This is a genomic window from Pseudomonas sp. NyZ201 (assembly GCF_049860765.1).
Taxonomy (GTDB): Bacteria; Pseudomonadota; Gammaproteobacteria; order Pseudomonadales; family Pseudomonadaceae; genus Aquipseudomonas; species Aquipseudomonas bharatica.
This window is the reverse complement of the sequence record NZ_CP187557.1, coordinates 5,793,165-5,819,545: the sequence shown is the minus strand read 5'-3', so window position 1 is coordinate 5,819,545 and position 26,381 is coordinate 5,793,165. Positions and strand designations below refer to the sequence as shown.

The following is a 26,381-nucleotide window of genomic DNA, read 5'->3' as shown; positions in this document are numbered from 1 at the left end:
CCTCGCGCCGGGTCTGCCGGCGCCTTTCGACCTGAACAGGAGTACTCGTCATGCGCGTCAAATCCGCTTTGCCCTTGCTGATCACCGCCACCTTGCTGGCTTCGGCGGTGCAGGCCGCTCCCAGCGTCTATCCCACCGGCGTGACCCGCTACGATCCGGCCAAGGCCTATAACCAGTACGTGATCTTCAGCGGCGCCGATAAAAAGACCCACCTGATCGACATGAACGGCAACGAGGTGAAGCAGTGGCCGCAAGCCGGTTTCCCCTCGGCGATCATCGATCCGCAACTGGTGGGCGGCGAGCGCGGCCGGGTGCTGCTGCAACTCAAGGACAAGGAGCCCGGGCCCCTGGGCTCGGCCGGCAACGGCCTGGGCAACCAGAGCGTCGGCGAGCTGGACTGGAACGGCAAGGTGCTCTGGCAGTGGGGCGACCAGGCCCCGGGTGGCGCTGCCCAGCAGCACCACGACCAGCGTCGCCTGAGCAACGGCAACACCCTGGTACTGGCCAACAAGGTGCACAAGGTGGCGGGATTCAAGGTGCCCCAGGTGATCGATGATGCAATCTATGAAGTGAGCCCCGACGGCCAGGTCAAATGGCAGTGGCTGGCCTCCGAGCACCTCGGGGAGTTCGGCTTTACCCCGGCGCAACTGAAGCTGGTGTACGGCACCGACAACCCGGACTACCTGCACATCAACAACCTCAGCGTAGTGGGGCCCAACCGCTGGTTCGACGGCGGTGACAAACGCTTCGCCCCGGACAACCTGCTGATCGATTCGCGCAACGCCAATTTCATCGCCATCCTCGACAAGCACAGCGGCAAGGTGGTCTGGCGCCTTGGGCCGAACCTGGCGCCGATCAACCCCAGGACCGCAGCCAAGGTGCCGCGCCCGGTGGACCAGTTCGTCGGCCAGCATGACGCCCACATCATTCCCGCCGGCTTGCCAGGGGCCGGCCACCTGCTGGTGTTCGACAACCAGGGCAGCGCCGGGTACCCCTCGGTGCCCCTGGGGCTGATCGCCGGTTCCCGGGTGCTGGAGATCGACCCGATCAAGAATGAAATCGTCTGGCAATACAGCGCCGCCAATTCCCGGCAGCCGGGCTGGGCCTTCTACAGCTCGTTCATCAGCAGCGCCCGGCGTTTGCCCAACGGCAACACGCTGATCGACGAGGGCATGAACGGGCGCTTCTTCCAGGTCACTGCCAGCGGCGAAATCGTCTGGGAATACGTCAGCCCTTACCTGGGCAAGGCACCGGGCAGCGAGGCCATCAGCAACTGGGTGTACCGCGCCTTGCCGGTGAACTACGACTGGGTGCCCGAAGGTACGCCGCGGTCGGAAACCGCGGTGAGCGTGCCGGAGTCGGGGCTGCAACAGGCCAGTACGGGGATTTGATCCCGCACTGGCCGCATTGCAGCTATCAGTTCTTCACCTGGCGCTCATGCATGCGCGCCAGTTGCCGTTCCAGCATCGATGGATAAGGCTCCATCAAGCGCTCTACGCAGCAGGCGCCCTCGGGACTGGCAATCGGACGAATCCGCGCACGCTGGCGAATCAGCGCGTCATCGCTGATCCTGCGTTCCACCAGCAGCAGGTTGCGGCTGTGCTGCGAAAGGGCCAGGGCATCCTGGGCCTTTTCGGTCAGCAGCAGGTCGATCTGGCTCAGGCCATGCAGGTCTTCGCCCAGGGCGAGGCCCAGTTGCAGTTGCAGGGTGATGCCGCTGTCGGCCACCTCCACCTGCAAGGCATGGCCCAGGGCCCGCAGCAGCTCGCCGCAGCAGATGGCATTGGTCAGGTAGTCGTCGCCGCTGTCCTGGCTGTGGAACAGCAGCAGGGTGCTGCCATCGTTGAGGGTCTGCACCTCGCCTTCGTACAGCGAGGCGGCCTGGTCCAGGCAGTCGCGGTAGCGCTCCAGCAGCTCGGTCAGGCGTGCGCGGGGCAGGCGGCGGAGTTGCTCCTGCGAGCCCAGCTGCACGGCGAGCACGGCGCTCTTGCCGGGTTCGCGCGCGGCGGCGGGCTTGCTGGCGAGCGGGCCGGCAGACGGGGCGACATCGTCACGCAGGTCGGCAAAGGCGTCGTCGTCCTCGTCTTCTTCGGCTTCCACCACGCGCTTGGGCGTGCGCACCACGGCGGGCGCTTCGTCGAAGTCCGGATCACGCAGGTCGCGTACCTCGAACGGCTCGGCTTCCTCTTCGAAATCGTCCTCGATTTCAGGCTCCGGCTCGACCGGCTTCGGCGGCGGGGCGAAACGTGAATGCAACTGGCGGGCAAGGTCGCCGATCTCGTCCTGTCGCTCGGTGGCCGGCGTGTATTCGTCCAGGTCCCGCAGCCATACCCGCAGTTGCAGCAGAGGCGTGGAAATGAAGCGGCCCAGGCGCAGGCTCATGGTCAATGCCAGGGCCAGCAGGATACCGGCAAGGATGCCCATGCTCTGCATGCTGATGGTCATCGGCTGCTGGAACTGGCTCATGTCCAGGCTGATGCGCAACTGCCCGGCAGTGACGTCCTGGAATGTGATCTTGGTCTGGTACAGGCCTTCGGCCTCGCCCAGCAGGCTGTTCTTCGGTCGCTGGCCGGCTTCGGCGAGGATGCGGTTGTCCACGCTGTAGATGGCGGCGTGGGCCACCAGCGGGTTCTTCACCAGGTTGCCGAGCAGCACGTTGAGGCTGAGGATGTCGTTGGACACCAGCAGCTCGGTGGCCGAGGTCGCGGTCTGGGTGGTCAGGCTCTGCCCCAGGGCATCGGCCTGCTCGTGCATGGCTTCCTTGAACTGCAAACCCATCACGCAGGCGTAGATCACCAGCGCCAGGGCAACCAGGAAAATGTTGTGGCAGGCGATGCGCAATGCCAGTGGCACGCGACGCTGACGCAAGGCACGGAAGATCAGCAGGAAGAAATTGTCGGTTTTGACGGGCGTGGGCCGGTTCACTGAGCGCGGCTCTTTATGACGGAGAAATTGCTGCGCAGTATAGCGAGCGGCCTTGAGACGGCAAAGCATCGACTGCGCCCGATGGTCCGCAAAAGGCGGTAGAATGCGCATTTTTTGCATGTCCTGGAGCCCGTCTTGCGCGAAATCGTCTTGATCAACATCACCGGTGAGGACCGTCCGGGCCTGACCGCAGCCATTACCGGCGTTCTGGCCCGTGGCGGTGTGAACATCCTCGATATTGGCCAGGCGGTGATCCACGACACCCTGTCGTTCGGCATTCTCGTCGAGATTCCCGGCACCGGGCAGGCTTCCTCGGTGCTCAAGGACCTGCTGTTCACCGGTTACGAGCTGAACCAGCAGGTGCGCTTCACCCCGGTGTCGGAGGACGACTACCGCAATTGGGTGGCCAACCAGGGCAAGCCTCGGCACATCGTGACCCTGCTGACGCGCAAGGTCACCGCCGAGCAGTTGCAGCGTGTCAGCTCGATCACCGCCAGGTACGGCCTGAACATCGACCATATCGATCGCCTGTCCGGCCGGGTGGCGCTGGATACGCCAGCGGAGCAGGGCAAGGGCTGCATCGAGTTTTCCGTGCGTGGCGAGCCGGCCGATCCGCAGGCGCTGCGTGCCGAGTTCCTCAGCGTGGCCCAGGAACTCAACGTCGATATCGCCTTCCAGCAGGATTCGCTGTTCCGCCGCAACCGCCGCCTGGCGGTGTTCGACATGGACTCGACGCTGATCGAGGCCGAGGTGATCGACGAACTGGCCAAGGCGGCCGGCGTAGGCGAGCAGGTCTCGGAGATCACCGAGCGCGCCATGCGCGGCGAACTGGACTTCCGCGCCAGCTTCAAGGAGCGCCTGGCGTTGCTCAAGGGCCTGGACGTCAAGGTCCTCGACGACATCGGCGCCTCGCTGCGCCTGACCGAGGGTGCCGAAACCCTGTTTGCCGAACTCAAGCGCCTCGGCTACAAGACCGCCATCCTCTCCGGCGGCTTCACCTATTTCGCCAAGCAACTGCAGGCCAAGCTGGGCATCGACTACGTGTTCGCCAACGAGCTGGAAGTGGTCGACGGCAAAGTGACCGGCGTTGCCATCGAGCCGATCGTCGATGCCCAGCGCAAGGCCGATCTGCTGGTCGAGCTGGCGCGCAAGGAAGGCCTGCAGATGGAACAGACCATCGCGGTCGGCGACGGCGCCAACGACCTGCCGATGCTGGCGATCGCCGGCCTGGGCGTTGCGTTCCGGGCCAAGCCGCTGGTGCGCCAGTCGGCCAGGCAGGCGATCTCCACCCTTGGCCTCGACGGCGTGCTCTACCTGCTGGGCATGCGCGACCGCGAAGGCGCCTGACCTTCGTCTCAAGGTTTTTCGTACAGAGCCTAAAAGCAACCGCCCCCTTGATCGGGGGCGGTTTGCGTTACGCGTCTCAGGCTTGCGAAGCCGCCGGCAGGGCCAGGCCCTGGCCCATGCTCACCGGCGAGCCGGCGCCAAGGCCCTCGGCCCACTTCACCTGATCGGGGCCGAACAGCACGATGGCGGTCGAACCCAGCTTGAAGCGGCCCAGTTCGGCACCTTTCTCCAGGTGGATCGGGGCACGCGAGGCCTCGTCGTAGCGGAAGGTCTTCAGCTCGCGCTTCGGCGGGGTGACCAGGCCGGCCCAGACCGTCTCGATCGAGGCGACGATCATCGCACCCACCAATACCACGGCCATCGGACCGCGCTCGGTATCGAACAGACAGACCACGCGCTCGTTGCGGGCGAACAGTTCCGGGACGTTTTCCGCCGTGGTCTGGTTCACCGAGAACAGGCGGCCGGGTACGTAGATCATCTCGCGCAGGGTGCCGGCCAGCGGCATGTGCACGCGGTGATAGTCCTTCGGCGACAGGTACACGGTGGCGAACTCGCCACCCATGAACGGCGCGGCATTGGCCGGGTCGCCGCCGAGCAGTTCCTGGGCGCTGTAGCTGTGGCCCTTGGCCTGGAAGATGCGGCCGTGCTCGATCGGGCCCAGTTGGCTGATGGCGCCGTCGGCCGGGCAGAGGATCGCCCCCGGGGTCTGGTCCAGCGGGCGCGCGCCTGGCTTCAGGGCGCGGGTGAAGAAGTCATTGAAGTGCTCGTAGGCGGTGAGGTCTTCCACCAGGGCCTGGGACATGTCCACCTGGTAGCGCTTGGCGAACCAGGCGGTGAAGGCGTTCTTGAACCAGCGCACGCGGCACTCGGCGACGCAGCCGGCCAGGCGCGAGAGCAGGTGGTGGGGCAGCAGGTACTGGCTGATGATGAACAAACGGGATTTCATTGGGATTCCTTAAACTTCGACGGGCGTGTCCGGGTGATTGCCCCATTCGCCCCAGGATCCGGCATAGGCCTTGACCCTCGGGTAGCCCAGGTGCTTGGCCACCAGGTAGGTGAAGCCCGAGCGGTGGTGAGTCTGGCAGTGGGTGACCACTTCCTTGTCCTTGCTGATACCCAGCTGTTCGAGGATCTGCGGCATGTCCTTGCGGATGCGCAGGGCGTCGTTCAGGTCCATGCCGGCGGTCCACTCGAAGTTGACCGCGCCGGGGATGTGCCCGCCCTTGGCGGCGAGGACTTTTTCGCCGCGGTATTCGCCGGGGCTGCGTGCGTCCCAGATCGCCAGGTCGGCGGCGCCCAGTCGGCTTTGCAGGTATTCGCGGGTGGCGGTGGGCTCGTCGTGCAGTTCCAGGCTGACGGGCGCGGTGCCGGCGGCCGGAACATCGGTGCTGAGCAGATTGGCCGGCCAGGCCTGCACGCCACCATTGAGGTAGTGGTAGCGCTTGTGGCCGATCACATCCAGCAGCCAGATGAAGCGCCCGGCCCAGCCGCCGCCTTCATCGTCGTAGACCACGTAGGTAGCGTCGGCGCGATGGCCCAGTTCGGCAAAGAGCTTTTCCAGCTCGGCCTTGGCCGGAGCCAGGCCGGGTGCCGGTGGCTGACCCAATTGCGTGCGCTTGGGATCGACGAAACGGGCACCGGGAAGATGGCCGCTGCCGTAGCGGTTGGCGCTGGTCAGGTCGACCAGGATCAACTCCGGCGAAGCGAGGCGCGGCTGCAGGTCTGCCGGTTCGATCACCAGGGGCAAGCCGGAAAAGTCAGTCATCCAGGAACTCCAGAGCGGAACAGAGGGTGGCGATTGTAGCGCAGGGTCAGGCGCTGCGGTTGCTGAAGGTGGCGAGGGCGCGCTCCAGGCATTGCGCGGTTTTGGCGAAGGCCTCGACGCTGACTTCCGAGAACGGGCCGCCGCCCTGGTCGGCTATCAGCACCATGATGACCCTGCCGTTGTTCGACAGCGAACGCAGCAACAGGTGTTCGCCGCGGAACAGCGCGCGCAGGCTGCCCGGAAGCAGCGCGGAGAATTGCGCATGGTTCTGCGGCGTCAGGCGCAACTGTGCCGAGCGGGTCAGCAAGCGTTGCAGCAATTTGCTCTGTTCCACCGCCACGGTCAGGTTGGCCGCCTGTTGTGGCAGCCCGGCCAGTTGATGGACGCGCAGGTAGCTTTGCGTCTTGTCGCTCATCAACAGCAGCACCCGCTTCATCCCGCAGGCCTGCAGGGCTTCGCGGGCGTAGCCGGTCAGGTGCATGGCGTTGGAAAACGGGCTCGGTTCGGTCAAAAGCTCGGCGCAGTATTTGCGCCAGTCGCCGAGGGCCTTGGTGTCCGGGGTCGCTGCCTGCTGCATGCCACGGGGTATGTAGCGGACATTGGCCGGCCAAAGCAGCATCTGCGCGGGATGGAACACCCCTTCCAGGGCGTGCTTGCGCGCGCTGGCGGCGGCCTGCTGGTGGTTCTGCGCCTGGACATCCTCCACGGGTGCTTGCAGGTACAGGCTGATCAACTGCTGCCAGCGCTGGATATGTACGCCGGTCCAGGCGTGCTGGGCTGCCAGTGCCACGCCGTTGGCCAGCATCACCGTATTGGCCGGATGGTTCAGCCAGCGGCGCAGCTCCGGGTCGGCGTCCAGTTTCTGTTGCTGGCGCAGCGGGCTTTTATGATCCCGGGCGATGTGCATGACCCTGGCCAGCGAGCGGCGCTCTTGCTGCAACAGGCGATAGCCCTGGGTGACCCAGGTGGGCAGGCGCCAGAATTCGGCGAGTGCCTGGCACAGGCCGAGCAGGCGCACGCCGAACAGCTCGCGTTCGACTTTCGGCGCCGACTCGCCGCGATGGACCACCCGCACCTCCCATTCTTCCAGCAACTGCGGGTGGGTCAGGGCCAGTGGCCACAACGGCGAGAGAAACAGCAGGCTGCCCCAGTGGATGTCCTGCCAGAGCCGCGCCAGACGGCTGGCGAACAGGCCGCTGGCCTGCTGGCTGGCGTGCTGGCTGATCATCTGCAATTGGCGCAGGGCCAGGGGAATCTCCTCGACGGGAGCGACGGTCAGGCGCTGCATCAACGCATCGACCCGGGCCAGGCCCAGGCGGTTGAGGGCCACCTCGAGGTTCTCCGCCGGCTCGGCGATGGTGGCGTGGGTGTGCCGGTTGGCTTCGCGCATCACCCCAAGGACCAGGGCCGGGCTATCCTGCATGACTTCGGCAATATCGCGCAGCGAACGGCGGCTGTCCGCTACGGCGTTCTTCACCCGGTCATGGCTGTGGAAAGGGACCGGTAGATGGGTACCGTCCAGTAGTTTGATCCAGGCGTCGAGGGTCTTCGGATTCGTAGTTGGCACGATGGTTTCACTAAGCATGCTGGAAGTGGGCCAAGCTGGCTTTTCGCCTTGACTGGCTATAGTCTGGCGCAGAACTGCCGATAAGTAGAAGAAGAGATTTACTAACTTCCGTCCTCACCCAAGACCCCGACAGTAAGTGCTTTCTATCTATGGCTAAAATTATCGGCATCATTGTCGTATTCGCGAGCGTGCTAGGCGGATATGTGCTCTCCCACGGCAAGATCGCAGCCCTGATCCAGCCCTTCGAGGTGCTGATCATCGGCGGTGCTGCTTTCGGTGCGTTCCTGCAGGCCAACCCTGGCTATATGACCATGCACGTGGTGAAAAAGTCGCTGAGCATGTTCAGCAGCCGCTTTTCCCACGCCTTCTATATAGAAGTGCTCGGCCTGGTCTACGAGATCCTCAACAAGAGCCGTCGCGAAGGCATGATGGCGATCGAGGGCGACATCGAGGACGCCGCGGCCAGCCCGATCTTCGCCAAGTACCCGGCGGTGCTGAAGGACGAACGCATGACCGCGTTCATCTGCGATTACCTGCGCATCATGTCCACCGGCAACATGGCACCCCATGAGCTGGAAGGCCTGTTCGACATGGAACTGCTGAGCCTGAAGGAAGAACTGGAGCACCCGTCCCATGCCGTGACCGGCATCGCCGACGGCATGCCCGGCTTCGGTATCGTGGCGGCGGTACTGGGTATCGTGGTGACCATGGCGTCCCTTGGTGACGGCGACCAGAAATCCATCGGCCTGCACGTAGGTGCGGCGCTGGTCGGTACCTTCTTCGGTATTCTCGCGGCCTACGGCTTCTTCGGCCCGCTGGCCAACTCCCTGGCCCACGATGCCAAGGAAGAGTTGAACACCTACGAAGCGATCAAGGCTTCCCTGGTGGCTTCGGCCTCGGGCATGCCGCCTTCGCTGGCGGTGGAGTTCGGACGCAAGGTGCTCTATCCGAAGCACCGCCCGAGCTTCGTCGAGCTGGAACAAGCGGTCCGCGGTCGTTGATCCATGGAAAATAATCAGCCGATTATCATCAAGCGCGTCAAGCGCTTCGGCGGCGGCCATCACGGCGGTGCGTGGAAGATCGCCTTCGCCGACTTCGCCACGGCGATGATGGCGTTCTTCCTGGTGCTCTGGCTGCTGTCCACGGCCACGCCGGAACAGAAGATAGCCATCGCCGGCTACTTCAAGGATCCGATCGGGTTCTCCGAGAGCGGTACGCCGTACATCATCGACCTGGGCGGCTCGCCCGAGCTGGCCCCGGAAAAGACCATCAACCCGGAACAAAAGGCCGAGACGACGCCTGAAAGCAGCATCGTCAGCCCCGAACAGGCCGAGACCCTCGCCGAGCAGGTGGAGCGCGAGCGTCTCGAACTGGTCCTGCAGGAGCTGCAGAACAAGGTCGAGCAAAGCCCGGAGCTGCAGAAGTTCAAGGACCAGATTCTCTTCGAGATTACCCAGGACGGCTTGCGCATCCAGATCGTCGATGCCGAGAACCGGCCGATGTTCGACCTGGGCAGTGCGCGGCTGAAACCGTATTTCGAGGACATCCTGCTGGCCATGGCCGACACCATCAAGACAGTGCCGAACAAGATCAGTGTCAGCGGCCACACCGATGCCAAGCCCTATTCCGGCAGCGGCGAGTTCGGCAACTGGGAACTCTCGGCCAACCGCGCCAATGCCGCCCGCCGCGCACTGGTCGCCGGTGGTTACCCGGACGGCCAGGTGGCGCGGGTGGTGGGGTATGCCTCGTCCTCGCTGTTCGACCGCGAGCATCCGCTGAACCCGGTGAACCGCCGTATCGATATTGTCGTGCTGACCAAGAAGGCCCAGCGCGCCATCGAGGGCGAGCAGTCGGCGCCCGACGGCCAGCAGGCCCCCGCGACCAATCCGGACGGTACGCCGGCGGCGCCGGGCGCTGCTGCGCCAGCTGAACCGGAACCGATGCAGCCACAGGAATTGCGGCAGAAGCTGAACATTTTCGAGGACGGTACCTTGAAGATGGATGAGCCCGGCAAGCAGCAGTAAGCGCGCCGTAAAGAAAAGCCCGCCCGGAGCGATCCCGGCGGGCTTTTCCATGGTGCAGTGGCTGATGGCCTCATCGCTGGCAAGCCAGCTCCCACAGGTTCCGAGCCAGCCGCAGATTTTGTGTTGGACACTGACCTTGTGGGAGCTGGCGTTGCCAGCGATTGGTCCGTCCAGGCAACGTCATCGCCTGTGCCGGCCTCATCGCCGGCAACGCCGGCTCCACAGGTTCCGCGTGCCATACACCATCGTTGCCCAATTCTTGCAGCGGCCACGGTTTGCCTTAGAAACCGCGGCGCAGGCGGGCCTTGAGGTCGGTATGGAAAAACTCGGCATTGTTGCGATTGGTCTCGGCCGCATCCTTGCTGATGGCCCGGCGGAACGTCTGCTCGTCGTGGTAGGCGCTGACGAATAGGTCGATATGCTCGCGCCGCGTCAGGATCGGCCAGCGTTCCAGGTAGCCGGGCAGGCTGCCTTCGCATTGGTAGAAGGCCAGCCGCCGGTTCAACTGGGTGGCGCTGCCGAGGCTGAACGGGATCCACCACTCATCCGTACCGCCCTGGCCGAGGACCGTGATCATATGGGTGCAGGCATTGATGTTGGTGTTGAACAGGGTGCAGATGTCATCGGTGGTCTGCCGGGCTTGTGGGTCGAACAATTCAAGGCAGGTGTTGATGCCTTCGAGCTTGAGCCGTTCGTTGATCACGAACGCGTCGAGGCGATCCGGGTGGCGGTAGCTGATGAATACAGGCATCACGAGGCGTCCTTTCTGGTGAAAGCGGCGACGATCAGTGAATTCATTCAGCCCGGCAATAGACGGCTTGAAACAAAGAACCGTCCTACGTTTCCGTATGAACGGTCCTACGGATCAAGCCTACAAGCCGTTTGTTCGATCAGTACGTGTCCTGGGGCAGGCTGGCGATGATCGAGCGGTAACTGTTCATTCGCTGCTGCTGGATGCGCCCGTCTTCCAGGGCCTTGAGCAGGGCGCAGCCGGGTTCGCGGTCGTGCTTGCAGTCGCGGAAGCGGCAGGTGCCAAGCAGGTCGGCGAACTCGATGAAGCCTGCTTCGACATCGTCACGGCTGACGTGCACCAGGCCGAATTCACGGATGCCGGGGGAGTCGATCAACTCGCCACCGCCGGGGAAGTGGTACAGGCGCGCGGTGGTGGTGGTGTGCTGGCCCTGGCCCGACCACTCCGAGAGCGCGCCCACGCGGGTCTGCACGTCCGGCAGCAAGCTGTTGACCAGGGACGACTTGCCGACCCCTGACTGGCCGACGAACACGCTGATATGGCCATCGAGCATCGCCTGCAACTGCTGCATGCCGTTGCCGTGATGGGCCGAAACCTCCAGCAGCGGATAGCCCAACTGGCGATACACGGCCAGCAGGGCGTTGAGCGCCGGCGCATTCTGCTCATCGATCAGGTCGGCCTTGTTGAGCAGCAACAGGGGCCTGATGCCGGCATGCTCGGCGGCGACCAGGTAGCGGTCGATCAGGTTGGCGTGGGGTTCCGGCGCCGGAGCGAAGACGATAACGATCAGATCGACGTTGGCCGCCACCGGCTTGAGCTGGCCGCGGCTATCGGGGCGGCACAGCTCGGTGCTGCGCGGCAGTTGCGCGACGATCACCCCGATACCCTGGTTGCCGGCGCGCCAGACCACGCGGTCGCCGGTCACCAGCGCTGGCAGGTTGGCGCGCAGATGGCAGCGAAAGACCTGGCCGGCCTCCGCGCCGTCGGCGGCCTCGACCTCCACCTGCACACCGAAGTGGGCGATCACCAGCCCCGTCTGTTCAGGCCCCAGATCCCCGCCTTCGAGCACCTCCAGGGCGCGCTCCTCACGTTTGGCCGCGCGGGCGGCACGTTCTTCCTGGATTTTTTCGATGCGCCAATTCTGGCGACGGTTGAGCTGGCGTTTGGCCATGAAGGTCTCGTCGATTTAAAGCGGGGATGTTGAAACGGCGTCGAGTTTAGCACGCTCCACTAGGCTAAACTGCGCAGCTACCGAGGAGCCCGACTTATGCAAAACCCACAGAACCTGATCTGGATCGACCTGGAAATGACCGGTCTTGATCCTGATCATGACGTCATCATCGAGATGGCGACCATTGTCACCGACAGCGATCTCAACACCCTGGCCGAAGGCCCGGTGATCGCCATTCACCACAGCGACGAAGTCCTGGCCCGCATGGACGACTGGAACACCCGGACCCACGGCGCTTCCGGCCTGACCCAGCGCGTGCGCGAAAGCACGATCGACATGGCCGAGGCCGAGGCCCGGACCATCGCCTTCCTCGAACAATGGGTGCCGAAGGGCAAGTCGCCGATCTGCGGCAACAGCATCTGCCAGGACCGGCGCTTCCTGTATCGCCATATGCGCGCGCTGGAAAACTACTTCCACTACCGCAACCTGGATGTCTCGACCCTGAAGGAACTGGCTGGCCGCTGGGCGCCGGAAGTGAAGGACGGCTTCAAGAAGGGCAGCACCCACCTGGCGCTGGATGATATTCGCGAGTCGATTGCGGAACTGCAGCACTACCGCAAGCACTTCATCAAGTTCTGAGGAATTGCCCAAATTGTCAGGGCAACATCAATCCGTTGTGGGAGCGGGTTCACCCGCGATTGCGATGCTGAATTCACCACCGCAATCGCGGGTGAGCCCGCTCCCACAGGGATCGCGGCTCTTTCGAAAGTTGTGCCCCCTTTTGGTGCCAGCAGCAACTGGTTAGACTGCGCGCCTTTCTGCCAGGACCCGCACCATGCTGCTGATGCTCTACCTCATTGCGATCACCGCCGAAGCCATGACCGGCGCGCTGTCCGCCGGCCGCCGCGGTATGGACTGGTTCGGGGTGGTGCTGATTGCCTGCGTTACCGCGCTGGGCGGTGGTTCGGTTCGCGATGTGTTGCTGGGCCACTACCCGTTGACGTGGGTCAAGCACCCGGAATACCTGGTGCTGACCAGCGTCGCCGCGTTGCTGACCATCTTCATCGCGCCGCTGATGCGCCATCTGCGTTCGCTGTTCCTGGTACTCGACGCCCTGGGCCTGGTGGCGTTCACCCTGATCGGTTGCATGACCGCCCTGGAACTGGGGCACGGCATGCTGGTGGCGTCCATCAGTGGCGTGGTTACCGGGGTATTCGGCGGCATCCTGCGCGACATTTTCTGCAACGACATCCCTCTGGTGTTCCGCCGTGAGCTATACGCCAGCGTTTCCTTCGCTGCCGCCTGGTGCTACATGGGCTGCATCTGGCTGAAACTGCCCGCCGAACAATCGATCCTGATTACCCTTTTCGGCGGCTTCCTCCTGCGCCTGCTGGCGATCCGCTTCCACTGGGAAATGCCCAAGTTCCACTACAACGACGAGCATTGACGCTCGGCATGCTGCCTGAGCGCCCATTCCACGTGCTCGCGGACCAGCTCCGAGGGATGCTCGCGGCGTGCATTCAGGGCTTCCAGCACCGGTATGGTCGAGGGTGCATTGCCCAGGCCCACCGCCAGGTTGCGTAGCCAGCGCTCGTAGCCGGCGCGCCTGAGCGGCGAGCCCTCGGTACTGGCGAGGAAGCGTTCCTCATCCCACATGAACAGCTCGGCCAGGCCGGCGTTGTCCAGGCCGTGGCGCGGCTTGAAGTCGTTTTCCACGGTGTCCTTGGCGAAGCGGTTCCAGGGGCAGACGATCTGGCAGTCATCGCAACCGAATACACGGTTGCCGATCATCGACCGCAGTTCTTCGGGGATGGCGTTTTTCAGCTCGATGGTCAGGTAGGAAATGCAGCGCCGCGCGTCCAGCACGTAGGGGCCGACGAAGGCGTTGGTCGGGCAGATGTCCAGGCAGGCGCTGCAGCGTCCGCAATGCTCGGTGGCCTGGGCTTCGTCCACCGGCAGCGGGAGGTCGACGAACAGCTCGGCGAGGAAGAAGTAACTGCCTGCCTTGCGGTTGAGCAGCAGGGTGTTCTTGCCGATCCAGCCCAGGCCGGCCTGCTCGGCGATGGCCTTTTCCAGTACCGGCGCGCTGTCGACGAAGGCACGGAAACCGAACGGGCCGATGGCCGTCTGGATGCGCTCGGCCAGTTGCTGCACGCGCTTGCGCACGAGCTTGTGGTAGTCGCGGCCCAGGGCGTAGCGGGAAATGTAGGCCCGTTCCGGCTGGGCCAGGCGCTGGGCCATCTGCGTGTCGCCGGGCAGGTAGTCCATGCGTAGCGAGACTACCCGCACGGTGCCGGGTACCAGTTCGTCGGGATGGGAGCGCTTGCTGCCGTGTGCGCCCATGTAGTCCATTTCGCCGTGATAACCGGCCGCCAGCCAGCGCTCGAGGTGCTGTTCGTGCTCGGCCAGGTCCACGCCGGCGATGCCGACGTGGGCGAAGCCCAGTTCACGCCCCCAATCCTTGATCGAACGGGCGAGGGCGGGGAGGTCGAGGGAAGAGACAGACATGCGAAATAGGGCAATAAAAGGACAGGTGCGTATAATTCTGCCAGACATCGGAGCCCTACGACGCATGCCTCAGACCAAACACCCCCCGCACGAGCCGCTTGTACTGACGCGAGACGTCCTGGCGAGCCTGCCTGCGCGCCCTTTCAATGCCCACAAGGGGCAGTTCGGCCATGTCCTGCTGATTGGCGGTGATCGTGGCACCGGTGGCGCCGTGCTGCTGGGCGCCGAAGCGGCGTTGCGCTGCGGTGCCGGGCTGGTTTCCGTGGCCAGCCGTCCTGAACACGTGCCGGCAGCCCTGGCCCGTTTGCCCGAAGTCATGAGCCTGGGCGTGCATTCCGCGAACCAACTGATGGCACCGATCGAGCGCGCTTCGGTACTGGTGGTCGGCCCCGGGCTCGGCCAGGCGGCCTGGGGGCGGAGCCTGCTGTCGGCAGCAGCCAGTTCGCGCCTGCCGCAGATCTGGGATGCCGATGCCCTGAACCTGTTGGCCTCGTCGCCGATGGCCCTGGTCCGCGGAAGCATCATCACGCCGCATCCCGGCGAGGCCGCGCGCCTGCTGGGCATTTCCACCGAGGCGGTGCAGGCCGACCGCCCCGGCGCGGCGCGCAAGCTGGCGCGCAAATATGCGGCGGTGTGCGTGCTCAAGGGCGCCGGCACCCTGATCGCCGAGCCACACGGCCAATTGGCCGTGTGCAAGCGCGGGCATCCGGCAATGGCAGGGGCGGGGCTGGGCGATGTGCTGAGCGGTGTGCTCGGTGCCCTGCTGGCCCAGGACATGAGCGCCTGGGATGCCGCCTGCCTCGGTGTCTGGTTGCACGCTTGCGCCGGGGAGCGCCTTGGCGACCAGGGGCGCGGGCTGGCGGCCCACGACCTGGTGCCATCTATTCGTCAGTTGTTGGAGGAGCATTCAGCGTGTCAGGCATAACCCTTTTTCTGGCCGATGAGCAGGCCATGGTCGACTTCGGCGCGCGTATCGCCCAGGTGACCCAAGGTCATGGCGTGATCTTTCTCGAAGGGGACCTCGGCGCAGGCAAGACCACGCTGTCCCGGGGCATCATTCGCGGCCTCGGACATACCGGCGCGGTGAAAAGTCCTACATTTACAGTTGTGGAACCCTACGAGATTGGCGAAGTCCGAGCTTTTCACTTCGACCTTTATCGTCTGGTCGATCCGGAAGAGCTGGAATTCATGGGGATTCGCGACTATTTCGAGGGCGACGCGCTGTGCCTGTTCGAGTGGCCTGGCAAGGGTGAGGGCATTTTGCCAAAGCCGGACCTGACCATTACCATAAGCCCCCAGGCGGGCGGCCGGTGCTTGAGCCTGTCGCCGCAAGGTGCTCGCGGTGAAGCCTGGTGTGCCGCTCTGGCCGTGGAATTCAAATAGAAATGGGGAAAGGTATGCGCTTTCGCGCACTGGTTGCCGTCGTAGGACTGCTGCTTACGGCAGTGACCGCCGAGGCGTTCGCGGCCTCGCAGGTCAAGAGCATGCGTCTGTGGCGGGCGCCGGATAACACCCGGCTGGTCTTCGACCTGTCCGGTCCGGTGGAACACAGCGTCTTCACCCTGACCGCGCCGGATCGCCTGGTCATCGATATCAATGGCGCCACCCTGGCCGCGCCGCTGACCGCATCCACTTCCAATACCCCGATCACCTCCGTTCGTTCGGCCCAGCGCACGCCTACCGACCTGCGCGTGGTCATCGACCTGAACAAGGCGGTCACCCCGAAAAGCTTCACGCTCGCTCCCAATGCGCAGTATGGCAACCGCCTGGTGGTCGACCTGTACGACCAGGAAGCCGACGCCATCGCCGCGTCGGCGCCGGCAACGCCGCCGACCCCGGCGGCCACGGCCGCCACGCCGCCTGCGGTGCCGGTCACCCCGGCGCAGCCTGCGATCAAGCTGCCGCCCGTGCCGAACGGCAAGCGCGATATCGTCATCGCCATCGACGCCGGTCACGGTGGTGAAGACCCGGGTGCCTCGGGCTCCCGCGGCCAGCACGAAAAAGACATCGTGCTGCAGATCGCCAAGGAACTGCAGCGCCAGATCAATACCGAAAAGGGCTTCCGCGCCGAACTGACCCGCACCGGCGACTACTTCATCCCGTTGCGCAAGCGCACCGAGATCGCCCGCAAGAAGGGCGCCGACCTGTTCATCTCGATCCATGCCGATGCGGCACCGTCCAAGGCCGCCTTCGGTGCGTCGGTATTCGCCCTGTCCGATCGCGGCGCAACGTCCGAGACCGCGCGCTGGCTGGCGGACAGCGAGAACCGCTCCGACCTGATCGGTGGTGCCGGCAACGTCAGCCTTGACGACAAGGACCGTATGCTCGCAGGCGTGCTTCTCGACCTGTCGATGACCGCGTCCCTCAGCTCCAGCCTGAACGTGGGGCAGAAGGTGCTGGGCAATATCGGCCGGGTGACCTCGCTGCACAAGCGCCGGGTCGAGCAGGCCGGATTCATGGTGCTGAAGTCGCCGGATATCCCGTCGATCCTGGTGGAAACCGGCTTCATTTCCAACGCCGCCGAAGCAGCCAAGCTGGCCACGCCGAGCCACCAGCAGTCGCTGGCGCGCTCGATCCACAGCGGTGTGAAGCAGTTCTTCCAGCAGAACCCGCCGCCAGGCACCTACATCGCCTGGTTGCGTGACAACGGCAAGATCGCCCAGGGCCCGCGCGAGCACACGGTACGTCCGGGCGAGACCCTGGCGATGATCGCCGTGCGCTACCAGGTCAGCGTCGCCAGCCTGCGCAGCAGCAACAGCCTCAAGAGCGATGAGCTGAAGGTCGGCCAGAACCTCGACATTCCCGCCACTACCCTGGCGGGCCAGCCATGAGTTCCGCTTCGCGAATAGAACTGCTCAGCCCGCGCCTTGCCAACCAGATCGCCGCAGGCGAGGTGGTCGAGCGGCCGGCTTCGGTGATCAAGGAACTGCTGGAAAACAGCCTCGACTCCGGCGCCCGGCGCATCGATGTCGAGGTGGAGCAGGGCGGCGTCAAGCTGCTCAAGGTACGCGACGACGGCAGCGGTATCGCCTCCGACGACCTGCCGCTGGCACTGGCGCGTCACGCCACCAGCAAGATCCGTGATCTCGAGGACCTGGAGCGGGTAATGAGCCTTGGCTTCCGTGGCGAGGCCCTGGCGTCGATCAGTTCCGTGGCGCGCCTGACCCTGACGTCGCGCACCCGCGACGCCCAGCAGGCCTGGCAGGTGGAAACCGAAGGCTGCGACATGGCGCCCCGGGTGCAGCCTGCGGCCCATCCGGTAGGCACGTCGGTGGAAGTGCGTGACCTGTTCTTCAATACACCGGCGCGACGCAAGTTCCTCAAGACCGAGAAGACCGAATTCGACCATCTCCAGGAAGTGATCCGACGCCTGGCGCTGGCGCGTTTCGATGTCGGGTTCCACCTGCGTCATAACGGCAAGAGCATTCTCAGCCTGCACGAGGCGCCGGACGAGCTGTCCCGGGCGCGGCGTGTCGGGGCGATCTGCGGGCCGGGTTTTCTTGAGCAGGCGCTGCCGATCGAAATCGAACGCAATGGCCTGCGCCTGTGGGGCTGGGTCGGGTTGCCGACCTTTTCGCGCAGCCAGGCGGACCTGCAATATTTCTTCGTGAACGGCCGCGCGGTACGCGACAAGCTGGTCGCCCACGCAGTGCGCCAGGCGTACCGCGATGTGCTGTTCAATGGTCGGCACCCGACCTTCGTGCTGTTCCTCGAACTCGATCCGACCGGCGTCGATGTCAACGTTCATCCGACCAAGCATGAGGTGCGCTTCCGCGATGGGCGCATGGTCCATGACTTCCTCTACGGCACGCTGCACCGGGCACTGGCCGATGTGCGGCCGGACGACCAGGTGGCCGCACCGGCGGCGACCGAGGAAATCATCCGGGCTACCGGCTTGCAGGCCGGGGAGTTCGGGCCGCAGGGCGAGATGCGGCTTTCCGCTGCCGTGCTGGAGCAGCCGCTCGCGGCGCCCTCGGCGAGCCCTGCCGGCAGCGGTTACCAATACAACTACACGCCGCGACCGACTGCCAGCGTGCCGGTCGAGGAGGCGCGCGAGGTCTATCGCGAGTTCTATTCGCCGTTGGCCAATGCGCAGCCGGCGCCGCTGCCGGAGAGCGAGCGCGACATTCCCCCGCTGGGCTACGCCCTGGCGCAACTGAAAGGCATCTATATCCTGGCCGAGAACGCCCATGGCCTGGTGCTGGTGGACATGCACGCGGCCCATGAGCGGATCATGTACGAGCGCCTGAAGATCGCCATGGCCAGCGAAGGCCTGAGCGGCCAGCCGCTGCTGGTGCCGGAGTCCCTGGCCCTGAGCCAGCGCGAGGCGGATTGCGCGGAAGAGCATGCCCAGTGGTTCCAGCGCCTGGGCTTCGAATTGCAGCGCCTGGGCCCGGAAAGCCTGGCGATCCGGCAGATTCCGGCGCTGCTCAAGCAGGCCGAGGCCAATCGCCTGGTGCAGGACGTTCTCGCCGACCTGATGGAATATGGCACCAGCGACCGGATCCAGGCGCACCTGAACGAGTTGCTTGGCACCATGGCCTGCCACGGCGCGGTGCGGGCCAACCGGCGCCTGGCCATCCCGGAAATGAATGGCCTGTTGCGCGACATGGAAAACACCGAGCGCAGCGGCCAATGCAACCATGGTCGCCCGACCTGGACCCAGATGGGCCTGGACGACCTCGACAAACTGTTCCTGCGCGGTCGTTGAAAGAATGGCGTTGTCGAAACCTCCTGCGATATTCCTGATGGGCCCGACCGCGGCGGGCAAGACCGACCTGGCCATCGAACTGACCAAGGTGCTGCCCTGCGAGCTGATCAGCGTCGACTCGGCGTTGATCTATCGCGGCATGGATATCGGCACGGCCAAGCCGTCGAAGGACATCCTCGCGGCCCATCCCCATCGTCTGATCGACATCCTCGACCCGGCAGAAAGCTATTCCGCTGCGGATTTCCGCCGCGATGCCCTCGACGCCATGGCCGATATCACCGCGAGGGGCAAGATTCCGTTGCTGGTGGGCGGCACCATGCTTTATTACAAGGCCCTGCTGGAAGGCCTGGCGGATATGCCGGCGGCCGACCCGCAGGTGCGCGCCGACCTGGAAGCCCAGGCGCAGCGGCAGGGCTGGCAGGCACTGCATGACGAACTCGCAGCGGTCGATCCGGTCTCGGCGGCGCGTATCCATCCGAATGATCCGCAGCGCCTGATCCGTGCGCTCGAAGTGTATCGGGTGAGCGGTTCAACGATGACGTCACATCGTTTGCGTCAAGCTGAGCAAAGTAATAGCACTGACCCTTCTGGGCAGGGGCAATTGCCCTATACTGTCGCCAGCCTGGCCATCGCCCCGCAGGACCGACAGGTTCTGCATGAGCGAATTGCAGCAAGATTCACGCAAATGCTGGAACAGGGCTTCATTGACGAGGTCCGATTGCTGCGTGCGAGAAGTGACTTGCACGCGGGACTGCCGTCTATACGGGCAGTTGGTTATCGCCAGGTCTGGGATCACCTTGATGGCAAGCTGACTTCAGTTGAAATGCAGGAGCGCGGCATCATTGCCACCCGCCAGTTGGCGAAGCGGCAATTTACCTGGTTGCGCAGTTGGGCCGGCCTTCATTGGTTGGACAGCCTGGCTTGCGACAATCTGTCTCGCACCTTGAAATACCTCGGGAGCGCCTCCATATTGGGCTGAATCCCGCAAATTGCCGTCTATCCTTGGGGGTGGGGCGGCTTGAGCCATCAGTTTTCTTGTTTTTTTACTATTGATCCTTACAGGAGTGCGGCATATGTCAAAAGGGCATTCGCTACAAGACCCTTACTTGAATACTTTGAGAAAGGAAAAAGTCGGGGTTTCGATCTATCTGGTCAACGGCATCAAGCTGCAAGGCACCATCGAGTCCTTCGACCAATTCGTTATCCTGCTGAAGAACACCGTCAGCCAGATGGTGTACAAACACGCAATCTCGACCGTCGTTCCGGTCCGTCCGATTCGTCTGCCTAGCGCAGCTGATGCCGATCACGGCGACGCTGAGCCAGGTAACGCCTGATAGGAGCCTGCTTTGTTCTTTGAGCGCCACGGTGGTGGTGAACGGGCCGTTCTCGTTCATCTGGAAGGTCAGAGCCCTGAGGCGCGCGAAGACCCGCAGGAGTTCCAGGAGCTGGCCTTGTCGGCCGGCGCCGATATCGTTGCGCTTGCCAATGTGGCGCGACACCAGCCAACTGCCAAGTTCCTGATCGGCAGCGGCAAGGTCGAGGAACTGCGCGACCTGGTCAAGGCCGAAGAGGCCGACCTGGTCATCTTCAACCACACCCTTACGCCCAGCCAGGAACGTAACCTCGAGCGTGTCTTCGAGTGTCGCGTGCTGGACCGTACCGGGCTGATCCTCGACATCTTCGCCCAGCGCGCCCGTACCCACGAAGGCAAGCTGCAGGTCGAGCTGGCGCAGCTCGAACACATGAGCACGCGCCTGGTTCGCGGCTGGACCCACCTTGAACGGCAGAAAGGCGGTATCGGTCTGCGCGGTCCGGGTGAAACCCAGCTGGAAACCGACCGCCGCCTGCTGCGGGTGCGCCTGCGCCAGATCAAGGCGCGCCTGGAGAAGGTGCGCAGCCAGCGTGAACAGGCGCGGCGCGGGCGCAAGCGGGCCGACGTACCTTCGGTTTCACTGGTGGGCTATACCAACGCCGGCAAATCGACCCTGTTCAATGCCCTGACCTCGTCCGAGGTCTACGCCGCCGACCAGCTCTTCGCCACCCTCGACCCGACCTTGCGCCGTCTCGAACTGGGCGACATCGGGCCGATCGTGCTGGCGGACACCGTGGGCTTCATTCGTCACCTGCCGCACAAGCTGGTCGAGGCTTTTCGGGCTACGCTCGAAGAGTCGAGCAACTCCGACCTGCTGCTGCATGTGATCGATGCCCACGAGCCCGAACGCATGGCGCAGATCGAGCAGGTGATGGCGGTGCTCGGCGAGATCGGTGCCGAAGGCTTGCCGATCCTCGAGGTGTATAACAAACTCGACCTGCTTGAAGGCATTGAGCCACATATCCAGCGCAATGCCGACGGCAAGCCTGAAAGGGTGTGGGTCTCGGCCCGCGAGGGTCGCGGTCTGGAGTTGGTGGGGCAGGCGATTGCCGAATTGCTGGGGGATGACCTGTTCATCGGCACCCTTCGCCTGGAACAGCGCTACGCGCGTTTGCGTGCGCAATTCTTTGCGGCGGGGGCCGTGCAGAACGAAGAACACGACGAGGAGGGCAGCAGCCTGTTGGCCGTGCGTTTGCCGCGGGCCGACTTCAACCGCCTGGTGGCGCGCGAAGGGCTGGAGCCGGTCGAGTTCATCGAACAACATACTTTGCAATAAATGCCTGGCGACGCGGTCAGGCAGCCGTCACAGGCATTCTGTAGCATTGGACGGCGCGCCGTTTGGCGCGTCTTTGCTTTATCAGATGGAGAGCGCTATGGCTTGGAATGAGCCGGGTGGCAACTCGAACAATCAGGATCCCTGGGGTGGGCGTCGCGGCGGTAGTGGTGGCGGCGGCGGCGACAAGAAAGGCCCTCCGGATCTCGACGAGGCCTTCCGCAAGCTGCAGGACAGCCTGAACGGCATGTTTGGCAGCGGCAAGAAACGTGGTGGTGGCGACAGCCTTCCCAAAGGTGGCGGCTTCGGCCTGCTCGGCGTCGGCCTTGCCGTACTGGCGGCCATCTGGCTGTACAGCGCGGTCTACGTCGTGGACGAGCAGGAGCAGGCCGTGGTGCTGCGCTTCGGCAAGTACTACGAGACCGTAGGGCCGGGCCTGAACATCTACTTCCCGCCGATGGACCGCAAGTACATGGAAAACGTCACGCGCGAGCGTGCGTACACCAAGCAGGGCCAGATGCTGACCGAGGACGAGAACATCGTCGAGGTGCCGCTGACCGTGCAGTACAAGATCAGCAACCTGCAGGACTTCGTCCTGAACGTCGACCAGCCTGAAGTCAGCCTGCAGCACGCGACCGACAGCGCCCTGCGCCACGTGGTCGGCTCGACCGCGATGGACAAGGTGCTGACCGAAGGCCGCGAGCAGATGGCCGTGGAGATCAAGGAGCGTCTGCAACGCTTCCTCGACACCTACCGTACCGGCATCACCGTCACCCAGGTCAACGTGCAGAGCGCGGCAGCACCGCGTGAAGTACAGGAAGCCTTCGACGACGTGATCCGTGCCCGTGAAGACGAGCAGCGTGCCCGCAACCAGGCCGAATCCTACGCCAACGGCGTGGTGCCGGAAGCCCGTGGTCAGGCACAGCGCATCATCGAGGATGCCAACGGCTACCGCGATGAAGTCATCTCCCGTGCCAAGGGTGAGGCCGACCGCTTCACCAAGCTGGTCGCCGAGTACCGCAAGGCACCGGAGGTCACCCGCGAGCGTCTGTACCTGGAGACCATGCAAGAGGTCTACAGCAACACCAGCAAGGTGCTCGTCACCGGCAAGGACGGGCAGAACAACCTGCTCTACCTGCCGCTGGACAAGATGGTCGGTGGTAGCCGCAGTGCCAGTGCACCGGTAAACAGCGCGCCTGCGACTTCGGTCAACGACGCCGCCCGTGCCGTGGACCTGCAACAGCAACAGCAAGTGCGCACCAGGGAGAGCCGCTGATGAGCAATAAATCGCTGATCGCCCTGATTGTCGGCGTGGTCCTGGCCATCGTGGCCTGGAACAGCTTCTACATCGTGGCCCAGACCGAACGCGCGGTGCTCCTGCGCTTCGGCAAGGTGGTCCAGGCGGATGTCCAGCCCGGCCTGCAACTGAAGATCCCGTACGTCAACCAGGTGCGCAAGTTCGACGCCCGCCTGATGACCCTCGACGCTCCGACCCAGCGGTTCCTGACCCTGGAGAAGAAAGCGGTGATGGTCGATGCCTACGCCAAATGGCGGGTCAAGGACGCCGAGCGCTTCTACACCGCGACCTCCGGCATGAAGCAGATCGCCGACGAGCGCCTGTCCCGTCGTCTGGAAAGCGGCCTGCGCGACCAGTTCGGCAAGCGCACCCTGCATGAAGTGGTTTCCGGTGAGCGCGATGCGCTGATGGCCGATATCACCGCTTCCCTGAACCGCATGGCGGAGAAGGAGCTGGGCATCGAGGTGGTGGACGTTCGCGTCAAGGCCATCGACCTGCCGAAGGAAGTGAACCGCAGCGTGTTCGAGCGGATGAGCACCGAGCGTGAGCGTGAAGCCCGCGAGCACCGCGCCAAGGGTAACGAGCTGGCCGAAGGCATCCGTGCCGACGCCGATCGTCAGCGCCGGGTACTGCTGGCGGAAGCCTATCGCGAGTCGGAAGAGACCCGCGGTGACGGTGATGCCCAGGCGGCGGCGATCTACGCCAAGGCCTACGGCCAGGACCAGGAGTTCTACGCGTTCTACCGTAGCCTGAATGCCTACCGCGAGAGCTTCAGCAGCAAGGACGATGTTCTGGTCCTCGACCCGAGCAGCGAGTTCTTCCGCTTCATGAACAAAGCGAAACCTTGAAGTCGAATCACCCCGCTGGGCGGCTAATGCGTCGGGCGGGGTGATTTCTGCAAGACAACGGGTGTATGATGCGGCAGCCGGGAAATTCCCGGCTTTTTTGCGTCTGCGAGATCGAATGCCGGAACAGGCCCGCGATCCGGGGCGCGACCAATGATTCACGAGGGTCTCGGCACTGCGGCAACGCTGGAATCGGCGCTGCGCGCGTGATTTGCCGGAACCTGCTTCACTCACGGCCGCGCCCGCGGGCTGGCCGCCCGGACCACAGGGGAAATGGCGTAATGGCAACGGTAGACCGCTGGCTGCTGCCAGATGGCATCGAAGAAGTACTGCCACCTGAAGCGACGCGCATCGAGATCGCGCGTCGTCAGGTGTTGGATCTGTTCCAGAGCTGGGGTTACGAGTTCGTCGTGACTCCCCATATCGAGTACCTGGAATCGCTGCTCACCGGTGCCGGTCAGGACCTGGACCTGCGGACCTTCAAGGTGGTCGATCCACAATCCGGCCGGCAGATGGGCTTCCGTGCCGACATCACGCCGCAGGTCGCGCGCATCGATGCGCATACCCTGCGCCGCGAAGGCCCGAGCCGCCTGTGCTACGCCGGCAGCGTCCTGCACGCTCAGCCACGGGCCCTGTCGACCTCGCGCAGCCCGATCCAGCTCGGTGCCGAGCTGTACGGCGACGCCAGCCCGGTCAGCGACGTGGAAGTGATCAGCCTGATGCTGGCCATGCTGCAACTGGCCGACGTGCCGGATGTGCACATGGACCTCGGCCATGTCGGTATCTACCGCGGCCTGGCCCGTGCCGCCGGGCTGTCCGGTGCGGTCGAGCAACAGCTGTTCGATGCCCTGCAGCGCAAGGCCATCGACGAAGTCATCGCCCTGACCGCCAACCTGCCGGCAGACCTGGCCGGCATGCTCCGCGCTCTGGCCGAGCTGTGCGGCGGCCGCGAAGTGCTGGAAGCCGCCCGCGTGCGCCTGGGCCGTGCCCCGGCCGCAGTGCTGGCAGCGCTGGATGACCTGATGAGCATCGCCGACCGGCTGACCGCGCGTTATCCGGACCTGCCGTTGTATTTCGACCTGGGCGAGCTGCGTGGCTACCACTACCACACCGGTGTGGTGTTCGCCGCGTTCGTCCCGGGTGTCGGCCAATCGATCGCCCAGGGCGGTCGCTACGACGATATCGGAGCTGACTTCGGCCGGGCACGTCCGGCCACCGGTTTCTCCACGGATTTGAAGACCCTGGTAACACTGGGGCGGGCAGAGGTCGTGTTGCCCACTGGCGGGATCTGGATGCCCGACAGTGTGGATGCGGCTCTGTGGCAGTTGGTCTGCCAGTTGCGCAGTGACGGTCAGCGGGTTGTGCAGGCATTGCCTGGCCAGCCGCTGGCTGCCGCCATCGAGGCGGACTGCGACCGGCAATTGATTCTGCAAAACGGGCTCTGGCAGGTTCTGCCACTGGCCATCTGAGATTAGCCGCCGGCCCTCTCGCCGGCGCCAAGTTTGCGCGAATGAGGACAAGTGTTATGGGTAAGAATGTCGTAGTCCTGGGCACCCAATGGGGTGATGAGGGCAAAGGCAAGATCGTCGATCTGCTGACCGAACATGCCGCCGCCGTAGTGCGCTACCAAGGTGGCCACAACGCAGGTCACACCCTGGTGATCGACGGCGAGAAAACCGTGCTGCACCTGATTCCTTCGGGCGTCCTGCGCGAAGGCGTGCAGTGCCTGATCGGCAACGGCGTGGTCGTCGCTCCCGACGCCCTGCTGCGTGAAATCACCAAGCTGGAAGAAAAAGGCGTCCCGGTTCGCGATCGCCTGCGTATCAGCCCGGCCTGCCCGCTGATCCTGTCCTACCATGTGGCCCTCGACCAGGCACGCGAGAAGGCCCGTGGCGAGCAGAAGATCGGCACCACCGGTCGCGGCATCGGCCCGGCCTACGAAGACAAGGTCGCTCGTCGTGGCCTGCGTGTCGGCGACCTGTTCCACCGCGAGCGTTTCGCCGCCAAGCTGGGCGAGCTGCTGGACTACCACAACTTCCAGCTGGTCAACTACTACAAGGAGCCGGCCATCGACTTCCAGGAAACCCTGGACCAGTGCATGGCCTACGCCGAGCAACTGAAACCGATGATGCTCGACGTCACCGCCGAACTGCACGCCCTGCGCCGCGCCGGCAAGGACATCATGTTCGAGGGCGCCCAGGGCTCGCTGCTGGACATCGACCACGGCACCTACCCGTACGTCACCAGCTCCAACACCACCGCTGGCGGTATCGCCACCGGTTCCGGCGTTGGCCCGATGTACATCGACTACATCCTCGGCATCACCAAGGCCTACACCACCCGCGTCGGTTCCGGCCCGTTCCCGACCGAACTGTTCGATGACGTCGGTGCCTACCTGGCCAAGCGCGGCCATGAGTTCGGTGCCACCACCGGCCGGGCCCGTCGTTGCGGCTGGTTCGACGCCGTCATCCTGCGTCGCGCCATCGACGTCAACAGCATCTCGGGCCTGTGCCTGACCAAGCTGGACGTGCTGGACGGCCTGGAAACCATCCGCATCTGCGTGGGCTACAAGAACGAAAACGGTGCCGTCATCGACGCTCCGACCGACGCCGACAGCTACATCGGCCTGGAGCCGGTGTACGAAGAAATGCCGGGCTGGAGCGAATCGACCGTGGGCGCCAAGACCCTGGACGAGTTGCCGGCCAACGCCCGTGCCTACATCAAGCGCGTGGAAGAGCTGGTCGGTGCGCCGATCGACATCATCTCGACCGGTCCTGACCGCAACGAGACTATTGTCCTGCGTCATCCTTTCGCCTGATTTAGCC

Annotated in this window: 24 protein-coding genes; 17 read left to right on the top strand and 7 right to left on the bottom strand. The window is 64.4% G+C overall.

Features of this window, described 5'->3' with window-relative positions:
- Nucleotides 1-50: 50 nt before the first annotated feature.
- The gene (locus ACPFMA_RS26190) at nt 51-1,391 is read left to right on the top strand and encodes an aryl-sulfate sulfotransferase (protein ID WP_064301505.1); all 1,341 of its coding nucleotides are present in this window, start codon (nt 51-53) and stop codon (nt 1,389-1,391) included.
- A gap of 25 nt (nt 1,392-1,416) precedes the next feature.
- On the opposite strand, the gene ACPFMA_RS26185 is transcribed toward ACPFMA_RS26190, so the two are convergent.
- The gene (locus tag ACPFMA_RS26185; protein WP_425929144.1) at nt 1,417-2,925 is read right to left on the bottom strand and encodes a histidine kinase; all 1,509 of its coding nucleotides are present in this window, start codon (nt 2,923-2,925) and stop codon (nt 1,417-1,419) included.
- Nucleotides 2,926-3,060: 135 nt separating this feature from the next.
- On the opposite strand from ACPFMA_RS26185, the gene serB reads away from it, so the two are divergent.
- On the top strand, nt 3,061-4,272 hold the full coding sequence (gene serB, locus ACPFMA_RS26180) for a phosphoserine phosphatase SerB (protein WP_064301507.1): 1,212 nt from the start codon (nt 3,061-3,063) through the stop codon (nt 4,270-4,272).
- Nucleotides 4,273-4,348: 76 nt separating this feature from the next.
- On the opposite strand, the gene asd is transcribed toward serB, so the two are convergent.
- From asd to ACPFMA_RS26165, 3 genes are read right to left on the bottom strand one after another with little or no spacing between them, the layout of a single operon-like run.
- On the bottom strand, nt 4,349-5,224 hold the full coding sequence (asd, locus tag ACPFMA_RS26175) for an archaetidylserine decarboxylase (protein ID WP_167654024.1): 876 nt from the start codon (nt 5,222-5,224) through the stop codon (nt 4,349-4,351).
- A gap of 3 nt (nt 5,225-5,227) precedes the next feature.
- Nucleotides 5,228-6,037: a rhodanese-like domain-containing protein gene (locus tag ACPFMA_RS26170; RefSeq protein ID WP_064301509.1), complete on the bottom strand. Its 810-nt coding sequence runs from the start codon at nt 6,035-6,037 to the stop codon at nt 5,228-5,230.
- A 46-nt stretch (nt 6,038-6,083) separates the two neighbouring features.
- On the bottom strand, nt 6,084-7,622 hold the full coding sequence (locus ACPFMA_RS26165) for an HDOD domain-containing protein (protein ID WP_420058926.1): 1,539 nt from the start codon (nt 7,620-7,622) through the stop codon (nt 6,084-6,086).
- Between the two features lie 131 nt (nt 7,623-7,753).
- Here ACPFMA_RS26165 and motA point away from each other — a divergent pair, with 131 nt between their 5' ends.
- Together motA and motB are read left to right on the top strand one after the other, a co-directional pair.
- Nucleotides 7,754-8,605, top strand: a complete 852-nt coding sequence (gene motA / locus ACPFMA_RS26160) for a flagellar motor stator protein MotA (protein WP_009399537.1) — start codon at nt 7,754-7,756, stop codon at nt 8,603-8,605.
- 3 nt (nt 8,606-8,608) lie between these two features.
- Nucleotides 8,609-9,628 carry a flagellar motor protein MotB gene (gene motB, locus ACPFMA_RS26155; RefSeq protein ID WP_420058927.1) on the top strand — a complete coding sequence of 340 codons (1,020 nt, stop codon included), beginning with the start codon at nt 8,609-8,611 and terminating at the stop codon, nt 9,626-9,628.
- Between the two features lie 280 nt (nt 9,629-9,908).
- Here the strand turns inward: motB and ACPFMA_RS26150 are convergent, their stop codons facing one another.
- Both ACPFMA_RS26150 and rsgA read right to left on the bottom strand, forming a co-directional pair.
- Nucleotides 9,909-10,379 (bottom strand): TIR domain-containing protein, encoded by a 471-nt coding sequence (locus ACPFMA_RS26150; RefSeq protein WP_009399539.1) that lies wholly within the window; start codon nt 10,377-10,379, stop codon nt 9,909-9,911.
- Between the two features lie 139 nt (nt 10,380-10,518).
- Nucleotides 10,519-11,550, bottom strand: a complete 1,032-nt coding sequence (rsgA, locus tag ACPFMA_RS26145; protein ID WP_420058929.1) for a small ribosomal subunit biogenesis GTPase RsgA — start codon at nt 11,548-11,550, stop codon at nt 10,519-10,521.
- 96 nt (nt 11,551-11,646) lie between these two features.
- Between rsgA and orn the strand changes: the two genes are divergently transcribed.
- Nucleotides 11,647-12,189, top strand: coding sequence for an oligoribonuclease (gene orn / locus ACPFMA_RS26140; RefSeq protein ID WP_420058930.1), 543 nt, complete (start codon nt 11,647-11,649; stop codon nt 12,187-12,189).
- Between the two features lie 196 nt (nt 12,190-12,385).
- On the top strand, nt 12,386-12,997 hold the full coding sequence (locus tag ACPFMA_RS26135; RefSeq protein ID WP_009399542.1) for a trimeric intracellular cation channel family protein: 612 nt from the start codon (nt 12,386-12,388) through the stop codon (nt 12,995-12,997).
- Here ACPFMA_RS26135 and queG read toward each other — a convergent pair.
- Nucleotides 12,979-14,058 carry a tRNA epoxyqueuosine(34) reductase QueG gene (gene queG / locus ACPFMA_RS26130; RefSeq protein ID WP_064301513.1) on the bottom strand — a complete coding sequence of 360 codons (1,080 nt, stop codon included), beginning with the start codon at nt 14,056-14,058 and terminating at the stop codon, nt 12,979-12,981. The two genes, ACPFMA_RS26135 and queG, sit on opposite strands and share 19 nt — an antisense overlap.
- A 64-nt stretch (nt 14,059-14,122) precedes the next feature.
- Here queG and ACPFMA_RS26125 point away from each other — a divergent pair, with 64 nt between their 5' ends.
- From ACPFMA_RS26125 to ACPFMA_RS26075, 11 genes are all read left to right on the top strand, one after another.
- On the top strand, nt 14,123-14,983 hold the full coding sequence (locus ACPFMA_RS26125; RefSeq protein ID WP_425929138.1) for an NAD(P)H-hydrate dehydratase: 861 nt from the start codon (nt 14,123-14,125) through the stop codon (nt 14,981-14,983).
- Nucleotides 14,971-15,441, top strand: a complete 471-nt coding sequence (tsaE, locus tag ACPFMA_RS26120; protein WP_064301515.1) for a tRNA (adenosine(37)-N6)-threonylcarbamoyltransferase complex ATPase subunit type 1 TsaE — start codon at nt 14,971-14,973, stop codon at nt 15,439-15,441. Before ACPFMA_RS26125 ends, tsaE begins: the two co-directional genes overlap by 13 nt.
- Before the next feature lie 2 nt (nt 15,442-15,443).
- Nucleotides 15,444-16,889, top strand: a complete 1,446-nt coding sequence (locus ACPFMA_RS26115; RefSeq protein WP_279896555.1) for an N-acetylmuramoyl-L-alanine amidase — start codon at nt 15,444-15,446, stop codon at nt 16,887-16,889.
- Nucleotides 16,886-18,769 (top strand): DNA mismatch repair endonuclease MutL, encoded by a 1,884-nt coding sequence (mutL, locus tag ACPFMA_RS26110; protein ID WP_425929135.1) that lies wholly within the window; start codon nt 16,886-16,888, stop codon nt 18,767-18,769. The genes ACPFMA_RS26115 and mutL overlap by 4 nt, the downstream gene beginning before the upstream one ends.
- 4 nt (nt 18,770-18,773) lie before the next feature.
- A complete protein-coding gene (miaA, locus tag ACPFMA_RS26105; protein ID WP_064301517.1) occupies nt 18,774-19,748 on the top strand; it encodes a tRNA (adenosine(37)-N6)-dimethylallyltransferase MiaA in 975 nt (324 codons plus the stop codon).
- A 94-nt stretch (nt 19,749-19,842) separates the two neighbouring features.
- Nucleotides 19,843-20,103: an RNA chaperone Hfq gene (gene hfq, locus ACPFMA_RS26100; protein ID WP_009399549.1), complete on the top strand. Its 261-nt coding sequence runs from the start codon at nt 19,843-19,845 to the stop codon at nt 20,101-20,103.
- Between the two features lie 12 nt (nt 20,104-20,115).
- Complete coding sequence (gene hflX, locus ACPFMA_RS26095; protein WP_064301518.1) at nt 20,116-21,417, top strand: ribosome rescue GTPase HflX; 1,302 nt, start codon at nt 20,116-20,118, stop codon at nt 21,415-21,417.
- Nucleotides 21,418-21,514: 97 nt separating this feature from the next.
- Complete coding sequence (hflK, locus tag ACPFMA_RS26090) at nt 21,515-22,690, top strand: FtsH protease activity modulator HflK (protein ID WP_064301519.1); 1,176 nt, start codon at nt 21,515-21,517, stop codon at nt 22,688-22,690.
- On the top strand, nt 22,690-23,559 hold the full coding sequence (hflC, locus tag ACPFMA_RS26085; RefSeq protein ID WP_009399552.1) for a protease modulator HflC: 870 nt from the start codon (nt 22,690-22,692) through the stop codon (nt 23,557-23,559). The genes hflK and hflC overlap by 1 nt, the downstream gene beginning before the upstream one ends.
- A gap of 278 nt (nt 23,560-23,837) precedes the next feature.
- Entirely contained in the window at nt 23,838-25,025 is a 1,188-nt protein-coding gene (locus ACPFMA_RS26080) for an ATP phosphoribosyltransferase regulatory subunit (RefSeq protein WP_009399553.1), read from the top strand.
- 56 nt (nt 25,026-25,081) lie between these two features.
- On the top strand, nt 25,082-26,374 hold the full coding sequence (locus tag ACPFMA_RS26075) for an adenylosuccinate synthase (protein ID WP_009399554.1): 1,293 nt from the start codon (nt 25,082-25,084) through the stop codon (nt 26,372-26,374).
- Nucleotides 26,375-26,381 lie beyond the last annotated feature (7 nt).